This window comes from Afipia massiliensis (genome assembly GCF_014203115.1).
Taxonomy (GTDB): domain Bacteria; phylum Pseudomonadota; class Alphaproteobacteria; order Rhizobiales; family Xanthobacteraceae; genus Afipia; species Afipia massiliensis.
In genome coordinates this window covers 551,880-565,623 of the sequence record NZ_JACHIJ010000005.1, presented here as the reverse complement: position 1 = coordinate 565,623, position 13,744 = coordinate 551,880, and the positions used below count along the sequence as shown (strand labels likewise).

Genomic DNA, 13,744 nt, shown 5'->3' with positions numbered 1-13,744 from the left:
GTGCGCAGCATTCCGATCATGCACTACAGTTCCCCCGAGGGACATTGCGAACTGTTGTTCCGGAACGTCCGCGTTCCAGTTTCGAATCTTATCGGTGAGGAGGGAAACGGTTTCAGACTGGCACAGGAGCGGCTCGGTCCCGGGCGCGTGCATCACTGCATGCGCACCATCGGCCAGTGTGAGTTGGCGCTTGAGCTCATGTGCGAGCGTTCGTTGGAGCGACAGACGTTTGGGCGTCGTATCGCCGATTTCGCCAATGTGCAGGACTGGATCGCTGAAACACGGCTGGAGATCGATCAAGCCCGGCTTCTGGTATTAAAGGCGGCCCACAAAATGGATCGCGAGGGCAATGCGGCGGCGCGCGTCGATGTTTCGGCAATTAAGATCGTTGCGGCCCGGCTTCAGACACGGGTGATCGACAGGGCCATGCAGGTGTTCGGCGCAATGGGCCTGACGCCAGATACACCGCTATCCTATCTGTGGACTTGGGGGCGCGCCCTGCGTTTTCTCGATGGCCCTGATGAAGTTCATCTGCGTGTTGTTTCCCGAGCGGAACTGGCAAAAGCCAAAGCCAACAGCGGCAAAAATGCACCCTATTTTGTGCCGCCTATCGGCCTTGAAGCAGGATGAGCGCGACCGCGCGATTTCAGCTAACGCGCTGGCGATTGGCCGAACGGAAAAACCCTGCGCGGAACGACGTTGATGTCGTCTTTGGCACATTTCGGACCTCTCGCGAGGTCTGACTTGCGTCCCGACGCGCGAGCGAATAGTCACGCGGACTATTCCACTGATCCTAGGCGGATTTCCCGGAGCGCTGGTCGACGGTTTTGACCCTGAACGCGCGATCGGCGCCACCCACCGGAGGGATAGGCACGTCGCATCCGCCGCTGCGACTATCGCGCCCAGCGTGTTGGTGGCGAGCAATCTGAAAGACTTCGACTTCGCAGCGCTGGCCGCACTCGGCGTCAAGGTCCAGACGCCCGACGATTTCCTGCCGGATCTGTTCGACGCAAACCCGGCGCTGAACGGGAAGCTACCGGCGGGCGAAACGAGATAGGCTAAGTTGCAATCATCGAGCGCGGCGACGATTAGACGGCGCCGATGACGGGAAGCTCTATCGGTAGGGGCCAGACGTGATCATATTTTGATCCGGATCAACGCAACGATGGTCGGGCTAAGATTGAATGCAAAGTGTCTGAGGGGCGCTCCGGCAAGGAGCTGAGATACCGTAACTTTGCAACGGGAAAAGCGCGGTGACTTGATCCGAGTCATGCCGGCGAGGGGACGGGAATGCTTCGAGAACCATCTTCCCTATACGGAACATCTTCCGTCATTGTAATTGGCGCAGGCATCGCCGGTAGCTGGCAAGCGTTGCTGTTTGCGCATGCAGGCTACGATGTCACACTGCTTGATCGGGACAGCGCTGAGATGACCCAAGCGACCAGTCATTGGGCTGGTGGCATGCTGGCGCCCTGGTGTGAAGGCGAATCCTCCGAACCACTGATCACGCGCCTCGGCGTTCAGTCGCTCGATCTGTGGCGTCAACATTTGCCCGAAACACCGTTCAACGGTTCTCTTGTCGTCGCCAATTCACGCGACCGCCCGGACTTCGAGCGCTTCGCAAGGCGGACGACCGGCCATGAACGCCTTGATGCCGGGGGTGTCATGAGTCTTGAGCCATCGCTGGACGGAAGGTTTCGTGAAGGCCTGTTCTTTGCGGGCGAGGGCCATGTTGAACCACGCGTCGTGTTGCCGCAACTGCATGCAAGGTTTGTAGCGAATGGTGGCATCGTTCGATTCCAGTCTGAATGCGATCCAGAACAGCTTGCTAAGGAGACCGACAGCATTGTGATCGATTGCCGGGGCCTTGCAGCCCGTAAAGAATCCTCCGACCTACGCGGCGTTAAGGGTGAGATGGCCATCATTGAAACGGCGGAAGTACAGTTGTCGCGCCCGGTACGCTTGCTGCACCCGCGCTGGCCAATCTACGTCATTCCGCGCGATGACAATTGCTTCATGATCGGTGCTACCACCCTCGAGAGCGAGGATACCGGGGTCAGCGTACGCTCGGCGCTGGAATTGCTCACCGCAGCTTATGCCGTTCATCCGGCATTCGGCGAAGCGCGTATCGTCGAGATCGGGGCAGGGCTTCGGCCTGCGTTTCCGGACAACCTGCCGCGCATCATCGTCGGCAATCGAAAAATATCAGTGAACGGGCTTTACCGTCATGGATTTCTGCTGGCGCCCGCACTGGCCGAAATGACGCTCGCTTATGCGCAGCGCGGTTTCATTCATAATGAGGTGATGCAGTCTTCCTTCGATGCGGCGTTCTAAAAGGCGACGCGTGTTCGCCGGTAGCTGAAGAGCAGCATTAGCCCTCCCATTCGCGCGCCGAAATGTCGAGATCGAGATTGAGAAGGTCGATCGTCCGCCGCGCGATATGATCGATCATCTCGAATATCGAACTTGGCTTCTGATAGAATGCCGGAACCGGCGGCGCAATGATTGCGCCGATTTCTGTCGCCGCAGCCATTGCTCGCAGATGACCGAGATGCAGAGGAGCCTCCCGCACCATCAGCACGAGCTTCCGCCGCTCCTTGAGTTGAACGTCTGCCGCGCGGACCAGAAGATTGTCTGCGGCTCCCGCGGCGATCGCAGACAAAGTGCGGATCGAGCACGGTGCCACGATCATGCCCGCGGTGCGAAAGGAACCACTGGCGATGCTCGCGCCGATGTCTTCATTTGAGTGATGGTGCGTGACTAGCGCGGAGACAGCCGACAGAGCGTTTGGCCCTATTTCGTGTCGGACCGTCCGTTCGGCACTGCGCGTGACCACCAGATGGACATCGCATTGGTCATTCTCCGATAGCAACTCGGCAACTCGTACGCCGAGCGCTGCGCCCGAGGCCCCGCTGATGCCGACCACGACTCGTAACCGGTTGCTCATCGCGCGCTCTCTCCGAATGCGGCGTTTGGCGGTAGGCCGAGCTGCTGCCAGAGCCTGTCCACGCGCTCGACGACCGCGCTGTCCATGGTGAGGAGCCGCCCCCATTCGCGATCCGTCTCGGGATGGACTTTCGTGGTCGCGTCGATACCAAGCTTGCCGCCGAGGCCCGGTTTGGGGGAAGCAAAGTCGAGATAGTCGATCGGCGTGTCCGTCAACGTGATGAGATCGCGAGAGGGATCGGAACGGGTAGCAATCGCCCACATCACGTCGGACCAGTTGCGCACATCGATGTCTGGATCAACGAGGATGAGAAATTTCGTGTAGGTGAGCTGTGGCAGCATTGACCAAAGCGCAAGCATAACCCGCCGCGCTTGTCCCGGATAACGCTTAGCAATAGATGCGACCGCGATCCGGTATGAACACGCTTCAGGGGGGAGCCACAGATCGACGATCTCGGGAAGCCGCTTCTTGAGCAACGGCACGAGAAGCTCGTTGAAAACTTCGCCGATGCGTGAAGGTTCGTCGGGCGGTCGGCCGGTGAAGGTGGAAAGATAGATCGGCTGTCGGCGCATGGTGATCGCGGACACGCGCATCACGGGAAAATTCTCGACGGCGTTGTAGTAGCCAGTGTGATCGCCAAACGGCCCTTCCGGCGCTGTCTCGCTTGCGGAGACGGTGCCTTCTATGACTATCTCCGCTTCAGCGGGAATCATCAGCGGGACGCTGACGCAACGCGCGAGCGGAAGACGCGCACCGCGAAGGAGGCCAGCGAAGCGGAATTCAGAGAGTGTTTCTGGCAGGGGAAGAACTGCTGAGAGAATCGTTGCGGGATCGGCACCAATTGCGATAGCAATCGGCATGTCGAGCCCGCGAGCCTTCCATTGGTGATGATGGCGGGCGCCCCCGCGGTGGGCGAGCCAGCGCAGGATCGCACGATCGCGGCCGATCACCTGCATTCTGTAAACGCCAACATTGGCATTGTTGCCGGCCTCGTCGTCGGGCGGCCCGGTGATGACCATCGGCCAGGTGATGAGCGGCGCTGGTTCCTGCGGCCAGCAGACCTGCGCCGGCAGCCGCAGAAGATCGATCGATTCTCCGCGCCACACAATGTCCTGTACAGGCGGCGTGTCGACCTGCTTGGGGCGCATCGCCATGATTCCGCGAGCAAGAGGCAGTTTCGCGATCGCGTCTGCGAAATCGCGCGGCGGACGCGGCTCACTCAGTTCCGCGAGCGCTTCGCCAAGGGCTGCAAGCCGATCGGGATTGACGCCGAGTCCCCAGGCGACGCGTTCCCGTGTGCCGAACAGATTCACGAGGACAGGCATTTCAGCTGTAGTGCCGTCGGCCTTGATCGCCGCCTCGAACATCAGCGCCGGGCCGCCTGCCTGCAGGACGCGTCGATGAATTTCGGTCATCTCGTGGACGACCGATATCGGTTCGCGGATTCGGATAAGCCGGCCGCCATTTTCAAGATGGGAAAGGAAACTGCGTAGATTGGTGAAAGGTGGCTGGTCGCGGCGCAGCACGGGTATGTTCTCCAGAATCTCAGAGTCGATAAGTATTCCTCTGCGTCTTTGCTGGAGGATACGGATCTGTATAGGCCAGTGTCATGTTCAGCGAACATGGCGGCGGAAGCTGTGGCCGCTCCCACCGCAGTCTATGCGTGTGCGATCAATGCTTTCCCGCCTGCGGGGATATGGAGCGGGCGGCATCGGTCCATCGGCAATGCGGCTTGCCGGATGGAATGAGATCGATCATGGATATGGCCATTGCGTTCGATACTCGGCGCAGCAGTACGATGGAGATGTTGCCTCTGCCACTCTCAAGTAGTGCAATGTAACGTTCGGAAATGCCCGACGTCTGGGCCAGCGTCTTGCGCGACATGCCGCGAATATCGCGTGCGGCCATGACTCGTTGACCGAGTTCCTCCAGAAAGATCACGTCTGCGCGCTGGATCATATGAGACCGTCATCGTGGAGTGGAAGGGGCCGCCATCTCCAGGGCACGTACCGAAAATGTGCGAGTCTGGAAATCACGGGAGGGACGCGGCACACCGCTTCCTTAGAATCATATTCAGCATGGATTCTCCGAATGTTCATTGTTCTCGAACAAAGAGTTCGTTTCGGCCGGATGATATGAAGACTTGAAAGGGGGAAGTCTCATGCCGGTATCCGGTTCGTCCATATCGAGGCTGCCGCTTGTGTTTGCCCTTGCGGGGCGAGTCCTGCCGCTTTTGCCGTTGCAGCCGGTACTCGCCGCCTCGCTTTACGGGATACAGAAGCGGCATCCGCAAATTTTCGATCGTCTCGGCGCCCATGCCGCCAAACGGTACGGGCTCGATCCGACAGACCTGCCTTTCGCCTTTGTGCTCAAGCCCAGGAGGGTGAACCCAACGGTCACTGCAACAAGGTCCCTGCCGCGACAGATTGACGTCCGGATTACGGGGCCTCTCGCGGCGCTCATTGGACTCGTGGACGGGTCCTGCGATGGGGACGCGCTCTTCTTTTCGCGGGATCTTCAGATCGAGGGCGATATGGAGGCAGCGGTCGCGCTGCGTAACGCAATCGATGACGCCGGAATTGACATTGTCGCTGAATCCGTCGCGTGGATGGGACCGTTGTCGCCCGTCGTCGAGCGGTTCGTGCGGAGCGTCATCGGCGATCCCCCCGGACAGCAGCGGAGCGATCTGACGTCCAAAGGCGGATCATGGAACTGATCTGTCCCGCCGGAACGCCAGCCGCACTCAAGGCCGCCGTTGAAGCAGGGGCGGATGCGGTCTATTGCGGTTTTCGCGACGAGACTAATGCGCGCAATTTTCCTGGGCTTAATTTCAGCCGCGAAGAACTGCGGGCGGGGGTCGCGCGTGCCCACAAATATGACGTTAAGGTTCTGGTTGCCATTAACACGTTCGCGCGAGCGGGAGCGCTCGACGTCTGGAAACGCGCGGTCGACGATGCGGTCGAGGCGGGCGCAGATGCTTTGATTGTCGCCGACGTCGGCGTACTCGACTACGCGGCGCAACGTTATCCGGACCAGCGCCTTCATGTTTCGGTTCAGGCCGCCGCTGCCAATCCGGATGCAATCAATTTCTATATGAAGGCGTTCGGAGCGCGCCGGGTCGTTCTGCCCCGAGTGTTGAGCGTGGCCGAAATCGCTGCGATTGCGCGCGAGGTCAGTTGCGAGATCGAGATCTTCGTCTTTGGCGGCCTTTGCGTCATGGAGGAGGGGCGCTGTTCGCTCTCCTCCTACGCCACGGGAAAATCCCCGAACATGCACGGCGTTTGTTCACCGGCAAGCGATGTCCACTATCTCAAGCGGGATGGGCAGCTCATCTCGCGCCTCGGCGAATTCACGATCAACAAGTTTTCCGCGAAGGAGGCGGCGGGATACCCGACGCTGTGCAAGGGACGTTTCCAGACTGAGTATGGTGCCGGCTATCTTTTCGAGGACCCGGTGAGTCTCGATGCAACCTCCATGCTGCCGGAATTGCAGAAAGCCGGCGTCACGGCGCTGAAAATCGAGGGACGGCAACGCGGCCGCGCCTATATCGAGCGCGTGGTCCGCAATTTTCGTCAAACGCTCGCGGAACTGGAAGGCGGTCTTCCTGCTCCGGTGGGCGGGCTGGTCGCTCTCACCGAAGGTCAATCAACGACTGCCGGAGCTTATCGCAAGAGCTGGCGATGATGCCATATATGTTTATGATTCACGACATATCTCGGGTGAGGTCACGCCGATGCAATTGACCCTTGGGCCTGTGCTCTACCATTGGCAACCTGAGCAGTGGCGCGACTTCTATTTTCGCATTGCCGAGGAAGCGCCCGTCGATGTGGTAGTGGTCGGCGAAATCGTATGTTCGAAACGTTCGCCGTTTTTCGCGGAACATATGCCTGTGGTGATCGAGCGGCTCGCGGCTTGCGGCAAGCAGGTTGTTCTCGGATCTCTCATTCTCGTGTCGTTGCAACGGGAGCGACGGCAGATGGCGGAACTTGCCGCAAACACGGACTTCATGGTGGAGGCGAACGATCTATCCTGCTTTGGATCGCTCGCGGGTCGCCCTTATGCAATCGGCCCGTTTGTGAATATCTACAACGAGGCGACCGCCGCCTACTTCGCCGGACGGGGGGCGCGTCGCATCTGCCTGCCCCCCGAATTGCCGATGGACTCGATCCGGACCATCGCGACCGCTTTGCCAGGCGTCACAACGGAGGTCTTTGCCTTCGGTCGCGTGCCGCTGGCGATCTCCGCACGCTGTTATCATGCCCGCCTTCACAAGCTGTCAAAGGACAATTGCCGTTTCGTTTGCGAGAAAGATCCGGACGGGCTGACTGTGACCACGCTCGATGGCGAGCCGTTCCTTGCCATGAATGGAGTGCAGACCATGTCGCATGCGTGTGCCAATTTGCTGGGGGAGGTGGAAGAGCTTGCCGCAGTGGGCGTCGGTGCACTTCGCCTGTCGCCGCAGCAATGCGACATGGTCGCGGTTGCCCAGGTTTTTCGCGACGTGGTCGACGGCAATCGGGAACACGAGGATGCGACTCGCGCGCTGTCGCAGATTTATCCCGATGTTCCGTTCGCGAATGGCTTCGTGCATGGACAGCTGGGCGCTGCGTTTATCTCAGCCTCCAAGGAGCCTGGTCTGGGTGGCGGCCGGGCACAGATGCAGCATTCGATGCCATGAGTCACGACAACGCAGCGTCAGCACGATTTGGGAAAGAAACGGTCATGGCGGAGCAAGGCCGAAACTGCGAAACTCTCGATCTGATCGCACGGCTACAGATTGTACTGACACGCACGGATCTGGACTGCAGCTGCCGAGAGCTTCTCAGCGGCGCTCTTGAGCGATTCTCGGATCTTGAAACGCGCCGTCTTTCGAGGCGATCGCTGCTTCGTGCCCGCGATCAGAAGGATCGCATCGCCGCTATTCTCGCGCTTCTGTCAGAACTCAACCAGTTGACCGAGAACGAGAGGGACCGCACTGTTTTCGTGGAAATGGCGTTGCTGTTTGATGAAATCGGCCATTCGGCTGCGGCTGGCGCGGCCGCCTTGCGTGACATCGATCCACCCAAGGTGAACTGTCCACGCGATGAGCTGTCGTGCGCAGTCAGCACGATTCGGCGGTAGCTGCCTGTTTCAGACAGCGCGGCTGTAGACCGGGCCGGATGTCCCGATGTACGCATCGAACGCGGAGGCGACGCTGCGCACCAGATGGCGTGCGTCATCCCTGACTGAAAGCACAGCGCCGTCGAGACTAACGACGCCATCAGCCGTCAGTCTGTGCAGGCGGGTGGCTGATTGTAGGGTGGCTGCCGGCGTTGTGCCATGCCTCGTGCAAACCTGCTGAAGGTCGACGCGGAAGTCGCACATGATACGTTCGATAATGTCGGCACGCAGGCGGTCATCGGCTGTCAGCGCATAGCCCTTCTCGGTCGCCAGATCGCCGCGGCCGATCTGCGTGCAATAGGATTGGGTCGCCGCGTCATTCTGGACGTAGCCTTGGTTAAGCCGCCCAATGGCGCTTGCGCCGAAGCCGATCAGGACATCACTTGTGTCGGTAGTATAACCTTGAAAATTCCGGTGAAGGCTCCCCGCCGCTTGCGCCGTCGCCAGACTATCTCTCGGAAAGGCGAAATGATCGAGGCCGATCTGCCGATAGCCTGCCGCGGTCAAGGAGTAGGCGATCATGTTCGCCTGAAGGTGGCGATTGGCACCATCTGGAAGTGCGGCTTCATCAATCTTGCGCTGGTGTTTCTTGAACGTGGGTACATGCGCATAACCAAAGACCGAGAGACGGTCGGGACGAAGCCAAAGGCATTTCCTGACCGTATCGAAACATGACGCCACTGTCTGATGCGGCAAGCCGTAGATCAGGTCGAAGTTTATGCCGCGCACACCCGCCGCTCGCAATTGTTCGGTCGCAGCGGCCGTGTCTTTAAAACTCTGAATACGATTGATGGCTTGCTGCACGGCGGGGTCGAAGCTCTGCACGCCGAGGCTGGCCCGCGTGACGCCGCTTGCGCCGAGTTCAAGTATCATCTCACGGGTGAGCGTGCGCGGATCGATCTCGACGGCCACCTCAGCGTCGGGAAGAAGAGTGAATTTTTGCCTCAGAATATTCATCAGTTCTGCAAACTGCGAGGGCGTCACGATGGTCGGCGTTCCTCCGCCGAAGTGTATGTGATTGATCCTGAGCGGCCGCGCGACATGACTTGCCACCATGTCGATCTCGCGTCGCAGCGCGGCGAGATATTCGGCGATGGGCTCGTTGCGCCGGGCAATCGTCGTATTGCAACCGCAATACCAGCACATGGACCGGCAGAAGGGAACGTGTAGGTAGAGCGAAACCGTTTGTTGTTGCGGAATCGATGCGAGCCACTGGCGATAGGTCTGCTGCGAGATAGTGCGTGAAAAATGCGGCGCGGTCGGATAGCTAGTGTAGCGCGGTAGACGTTCCTCGCCATAACGAATGTTGAGATCGGAGCGCATGCGTGCGGGGGCTCGGTGAGGGTTCACGGGCATATCTTGTCATGCATAATGAAAGTTGGCGTTCCTACAGGGCAAACCATCCGACCAGATCACCAGGCTTAACATCGCCGTAGTCGGGTTTGATCACGACAAACCCCTCCGCCTTGCTTAGAAGGAAGAGCTTTCCGGAATTGTTTCTTGGAAGTACATCCACAAGGGGGGCTCCGTTAGCGTTATATCCCTTGAGAACTCCAGGCAGATAAGTCGAACGCCCGGTCCGGCATGTCCATGTGAAATCTGCGATCACGGGACGTACAGGCTCAACGCGCTGCTTCAGACCGGCCCATGCTCGCAATAAGCCATCGACCACGACGCGGAACGTCGTGAAGACTGCCCCGGGATTACCTGGGAGGCCGATATAAGCGGCCTGTCCGACCTGACCGAGTGTTAGCGGCTTTCCGGGTTTGATTGCGACGCGGGTGACTGCGATCGTTCCATCGCAACCTCGGACGACGTCAGCCATATGATCTTCATCGCCGACCGAAACGCCGCCTGTGGTGATAACTACATCCGCCTGCGCTGCGGCATCTCTCATATAGGCGCGCAACACTTTAGGCTCGTCATGAGAAGTGCCAAGATCGATGAGGTCGATCCAGGGTTTGTCCAGCAGGCCTCGCAGAATGTAGCGGTTCGAATTGTAAATCTCACCCGGCGCTATATCCTCCCCGGGCTGGCGCAATTCGGACCCTGTCGAGAAGATAGCAACGCGGAGTTTGCGGAACAGCTCCACCCGCGGTATTCCCGCCGATGCCGCGACGCCCATCGCCCGCGGGTCCATCAGACTCCTGCGCTCGATCAATGTGTCGCCGGTCTGGACATCCTCGCCGCGGAGCCTGATGTTCTCGCCACGTTGCGGAATGCGGGAAAGCACGACAATATCCCCCTCGCGCCGTATTTCTTCTTGGGCGATGACGGCATTCGCGCCGGGCGGGATCGGTGCTCCAGTCAGAATTCTGACGGCGCTACGGGTTCTCAGCGTGATTTCTTCCTTCGTGCGGCTGGCTGCGATGTGCCCGATCAGTCTCAACCTTACCGGCAGAGAGCTACCAATGTCCTCGACATTGACGGCATAGCCATCCATCGCACTGTAATCGAAGTAGGGTTGCGGCGCTTGCGCAGTGAGGGTCTGCGCCAGAACACGTCCAGAGGCGTGTTTCAGATCGACGGACTCCGTCGTCACGGGAAGTCTCAACCTCAACCCTTTCTCGACCGCGAGATCGACAGGGGTCAGCGTGCCGTCCTCATGATCCGCGCACGTCGGCTGCAAGATTTCATCCTGCTGGTTGCTGTGACGCTGGCGCAGAACAGGCGATAGCATCTCGGAGGATTTGCGAGGATGACCCATTTGTGCGCTCCATTCTACTTCAGAGGAACGATGCCCGTGTTCCGCGGGGCCATCGCCTGCAACATTTAGCAAGTCCTCCGAGCTTCACTTTGCGCTATCGCAATGCTGTGTCGCTATTTTGTGCTGCTGTTCATACCTTTCGCGACGATTATTTGCAGCCGTGTGCCTCATTCATTGGGTTCATAAGGAACGGCAGAAAGCCGGCGAGCCAGACACCGTATGCGGCCGACCACAATGCGGCACTCAGTCCGTAGTGGAGGCCGGTCAGAGACGGACCTAAGCCCAATTCAGGTAAAATGCGTACGATGCTCGCGCATACCATCAGCGCCACGGCCGCATGTGCCTGCCAAGGGAGGACTAGCGAGCGACCGGTATGGCGCAAGCCCGCGACGATGAAAACAGCCAGTACGGCAAGACCGAGGCTGCCGACTGAAAGCATGTGCAGTCCGGTTGCCGTCGCGACGGGAGCTCCCAGGCCGGACAGGCCGATCAGCAGAAAACCTCCTCCGGCAAATGCATTGGCAATGGCAAGGGCGAGTACTTGCGTCTTCAGGACGGCCATGCCGATGAACCATTCGGCAAGCCGATCGAAGAAAGTCGCCGCAGCGGCGAGAGCGAGGTAGGAGGGTGCGGTGGAGTGCGGAAACGCCAGCGCTGCGACGGCATAAATCGACACCATGCCGGCGGCGAGGTTTTGGCGTCCCGGATGCGGGCGATAGGGCGTCGTCTCTCCGCTTGGATCCAGCGCGAGATTGATCACGACGATATTGATGCGGGCAACTGCCAGCGCGAAGAACACCAGAAAGATGATCAGCGACGTCTGGAGAAGTTGTCCAGCGAGATCGATCCGTCCGGTTAGCCATGCTGCACGAATGCCCAACTCGGCGAGCGCGAACAGTCCGACCCAGATGGCGAAGGAAGCATGCCGGGTACTGCGCCGTTCCAGCAGAGGTTTCAGCACATACCAGAACAGCAGCGACAGGAACGCGACGTCCGTGACGCCGACGGGAAACACAAGTGCTTCGATGCCGAGAAGGCCGACGATTCGTCCCGGCAGCCAGAGACCAAGCAGCAGCAGGAGGTCGCGTCCCCGTCGGGGCTGCGTGTCCGTCCATTCGGGAACGGCTGACGTCAAGAAACCTGCGAGTGCCGCGCCATATGTGCCAAATATCATCTCATGCGCGTGCCATTGATGGGACGGAATCGCATGCGTGTACGGCAGCGCGAATACAAACAGCGTGGTCCATATCAGCGGTGATAGCATCGCGTGGAGCGCTGCAACCGGAAAGAACAGCAGCAGTCCTTCGACCAGCAGCGGGTGGCGACGGACGCTCGCGTCTGTTCCCTGCAATAATGCAATCGTCACGGCAACCCTTTTCTTTCGCCGTCGAATAGTTCGGAAAATGCGGGATCACGCGACCATGCTTCCATCATATCGAAGATGGCGCGGTCACTGCGGTCACCGGGCCGTCCGTCGATGCGGCGATTGGTGACGAATCCCGTGCCGCCTTCCGATAGCACGACCAGTCGATCGGCGACGCGCACCGCCTCTGAGAGATCGTGTGTGACGAATAGTGCGGAAAAATGCTCCCGCGCCGCGGCAGCGATCACGAGATCCTGAAGTACACGCTTGAGGCCGACATCGACCGCCGTGAATGGTTCATCGAAGAAAATCACATCGGGATCGACCGCCAGCGCCCGCGCGACCGCGGCGCGCTGGCGCATGCCGCCGGATAGTTCGACAGGATACTTATCGAGGTCGTTGGGATGAAGGCCGACCTCGCGCGCACGTCGTTCCGCGATCTGGCGGTGTGAAGTGCTTTTGCCTCCCGTTACGCGGAGTCCGTAGGAAATATTGTCGCGGGTCGTTACCCACGGCAGTAGCCGTGACTCCTGAAAAACTACCGCGTGACGCCGATAGGACCTACGGATGCGCCCGCGCAGCGGATCGATAAGACCGGCCGCGATTTGCAGCAACGTGGTCTTGCCGCAACCGGAGGGACCGAGCAGAGCGACGACCTCGCCGGGCGCCAGCGAGAAATCGAGTTTCTCGAACACCGCACGGCCAAGGAAGGCATGGCCGATTCCTTCCAGCACGAGCTTCATCGTTTGATCCCCCATGGCAAGCCGGCTTCGCGCCAGTTCTCCAGACGATCGCGGATCGGGTGCAGCAGCAGGTATTCGGTGAACAGGGCAAACGCGACAGTGACCACGATCAGCGCCATCACGCGAGGAATATCGAACAGTGCGCGGGCGGTGGCCAGTTCGCCGCCGATCCCGCCGGAGTTCGACAGCAGTTCCGCCATCACGGTGACTTTCCAGGCCGTGCCGGCTGTTGTGGTCCAGGCCGGAAAGAGATACGAGACGAGATGAGGCGCGGTGATGGTGCGAAAGCGTGTCCATGCGCCTGCCCCGAAGGAGCGGGCCATCATGTCCAGTGAGCGGTCGCGTGTGGCAACACCTTGTAGACCGCCGGCGAATGAAATCGGCAGCGCAGCAACCACTACCGTTAGTACGGCCGATCCTCCGTTCGATCCGAACCAGATCAGGGCAAGCACGATCCATGCGATCGGCGGCACGCCGAGAATCACGGTGACAATCGGTCTTGTCAGTCGCATCGCCGCGAACGAAAAGCCTGCGATGATCCCGGCGGCGCTACCGAACGCGACCGCAAGCGCAAAGCCGGCGAGTGAGCGGATCGCAGTTTCACCCGCTGCTTTCGCGAAGCTAGACTCCTGACCGATACTGCCGATAGCGTAAAGAGTTTCCAGCGGCGAAGGCAGTACGAACGAGCCATAGATTTCATGGCCCGCCTGCCAAGCGGCTGCCAAACAGAACAGGCCCGCAGCACCCGCCCATCCCGACCACAGATAGCGACCAGCCCATGCGGCGAAGGCGAGACTATGCGCTGTCAGTTTCACGGTGTCGAT

At 59.8% G+C, this 13,744-nt stretch carries 15 protein-coding genes; 7 read left to right on the top strand and 8 right to left on the bottom strand.

The features are described from left to right. The 3 genes from HNQ36_RS19580 to HNQ36_RS19570 all read left to right on the top strand — a co-directional run. Positions 1-630 (top strand): acyl-CoA dehydrogenase family protein (locus HNQ36_RS19580; RefSeq protein WP_283814043.1); only part of this gene is annotated, 630 nt, incomplete at its 5' end. 277 nt (positions 631-907) lie between these two features. Then, positions 908-1,057 carry a hypothetical protein gene (locus tag HNQ36_RS19575; protein ID WP_210312105.1) on the top strand — a complete coding sequence of 50 codons (150 nt, stop codon included), beginning with the start codon at positions 908-910 and terminating at the stop codon, positions 1,055-1,057. A 233-nt stretch (positions 1,058-1,290) separates the two neighbouring features. Next, positions 1,291-2,334, top strand: a complete 1,044-nt coding sequence (locus HNQ36_RS19570; RefSeq protein ID WP_184087765.1) for an FAD-dependent oxidoreductase — start codon at positions 1,291-1,293, stop codon at positions 2,332-2,334. A 37-nt stretch (positions 2,335-2,371) separates the two neighbouring features. Here the strand turns inward: HNQ36_RS19570 and HNQ36_RS19565 are convergent, their stop codons facing one another. The 3 genes from HNQ36_RS19565 to HNQ36_RS19555 all read right to left on the bottom strand — a co-directional run bounded on the left by HNQ36_RS19565 (position 2,372) and on the right by HNQ36_RS19555 (position 4,906). Continuing rightward, a complete protein-coding gene (locus tag HNQ36_RS19565; protein WP_184087763.1) occupies positions 2,372-2,947 on the bottom strand; it encodes a UbiX family flavin prenyltransferase in 576 nt (191 codons plus the stop codon). Beyond that, the gene (locus HNQ36_RS19560) at positions 2,944-4,473 is read right to left on the bottom strand and encodes a UbiD family decarboxylase (protein ID WP_184087761.1); all 1,530 of its coding nucleotides are present in this window, start codon (positions 4,471-4,473) and stop codon (positions 2,944-2,946) included. Before HNQ36_RS19560 ends, HNQ36_RS19565 begins: the two co-directional genes overlap by 4 nt. A gap of 145 nt (positions 4,474-4,618) precedes the next feature. Further along, the gene (locus tag HNQ36_RS19555; RefSeq protein ID WP_184087758.1) at positions 4,619-4,906 is read right to left on the bottom strand and encodes a helix-turn-helix domain-containing protein; all 288 of its coding nucleotides are present in this window, start codon (positions 4,904-4,906) and stop codon (positions 4,619-4,621) included. Positions 4,907-5,108: 202 nt separating this feature from the next. Here HNQ36_RS19555 and ubiT point away from each other — a divergent pair, with 202 nt between their 5' ends. Genes ubiT through HNQ36_RS19535 form a run of 4 tightly spaced genes read left to right on the top strand, consistent with a single transcriptional unit; the run spans position 5,109 to position 8,068 of the window. After that, positions 5,109-5,663 carry a ubiquinone anaerobic biosynthesis accessory factor UbiT gene (ubiT, locus tag HNQ36_RS19550; RefSeq protein ID WP_184087756.1) on the top strand — a complete coding sequence of 185 codons (555 nt, stop codon included), beginning with the start codon at positions 5,109-5,111 and terminating at the stop codon, positions 5,661-5,663. Next, positions 5,654-6,631, top strand: coding sequence for a ubiquinone anaerobic biosynthesis protein UbiU (gene ubiU / locus HNQ36_RS19545; RefSeq protein WP_184087754.1), 978 nt, complete (start codon positions 5,654-5,656; stop codon positions 6,629-6,631). The genes ubiT and ubiU overlap by 10 nt, the downstream gene beginning before the upstream one ends. A gap of 49 nt (positions 6,632-6,680) precedes the next feature. Continuing rightward, positions 6,681-7,625, top strand: a complete 945-nt coding sequence (gene ubiV / locus HNQ36_RS19540; RefSeq protein ID WP_184087752.1) for a ubiquinone anaerobic biosynthesis protein UbiV — start codon at positions 6,681-6,683, stop codon at positions 7,623-7,625. A gap of 44 nt (positions 7,626-7,669) precedes the next feature. Next, positions 7,670-8,068: a hypothetical protein gene (locus tag HNQ36_RS19535; RefSeq protein WP_184087750.1), complete on the top strand. Its 399-nt coding sequence runs from the start codon at positions 7,670-7,672 to the stop codon at positions 8,066-8,068. A gap of 9 nt (positions 8,069-8,077) precedes the next feature. Here HNQ36_RS19535 and hemN read toward each other — a convergent pair whose 3' ends face one another. The 5 genes from hemN to HNQ36_RS19510 form a co-directional block, all read right to left on the bottom strand. Further along, the gene (hemN, locus tag HNQ36_RS19530; protein ID WP_184087748.1) at positions 8,078-9,430 is read right to left on the bottom strand and encodes an oxygen-independent coproporphyrinogen III oxidase; all 1,353 of its coding nucleotides are present in this window, start codon (positions 9,428-9,430) and stop codon (positions 8,078-8,080) included. A gap of 64 nt (positions 9,431-9,494) precedes the next feature. Further along, complete coding sequence (locus HNQ36_RS19525; protein ID WP_246395448.1) at positions 9,495-10,886, bottom strand: molybdopterin molybdotransferase MoeA; 1,392 nt, start codon at positions 10,884-10,886, stop codon at positions 9,495-9,497. 76 nt (positions 10,887-10,962) lie between these two features. Then, the gene (locus HNQ36_RS19520) at positions 10,963-12,180 is read right to left on the bottom strand and encodes an NnrS family protein (protein ID WP_347339987.1); all 1,218 of its coding nucleotides are present in this window, start codon (positions 12,178-12,180) and stop codon (positions 10,963-10,965) included. Continuing rightward, complete coding sequence (locus tag HNQ36_RS19515) at positions 12,177-12,920, bottom strand: ABC transporter ATP-binding protein (RefSeq protein ID WP_246395447.1); 744 nt, start codon at positions 12,918-12,920, stop codon at positions 12,177-12,179. Before HNQ36_RS19515 ends, HNQ36_RS19520 begins: the two co-directional genes overlap by 4 nt. After that, entirely contained in the window at positions 12,917-13,735 is an 819-nt protein-coding gene (locus HNQ36_RS19510) for an ABC transporter permease (RefSeq protein WP_347339986.1), read from the bottom strand. The genes HNQ36_RS19515 and HNQ36_RS19510 overlap by 4 nt, the downstream gene beginning before the upstream one ends. Positions 13,736-13,744: the final 9 nt, after the last annotated feature.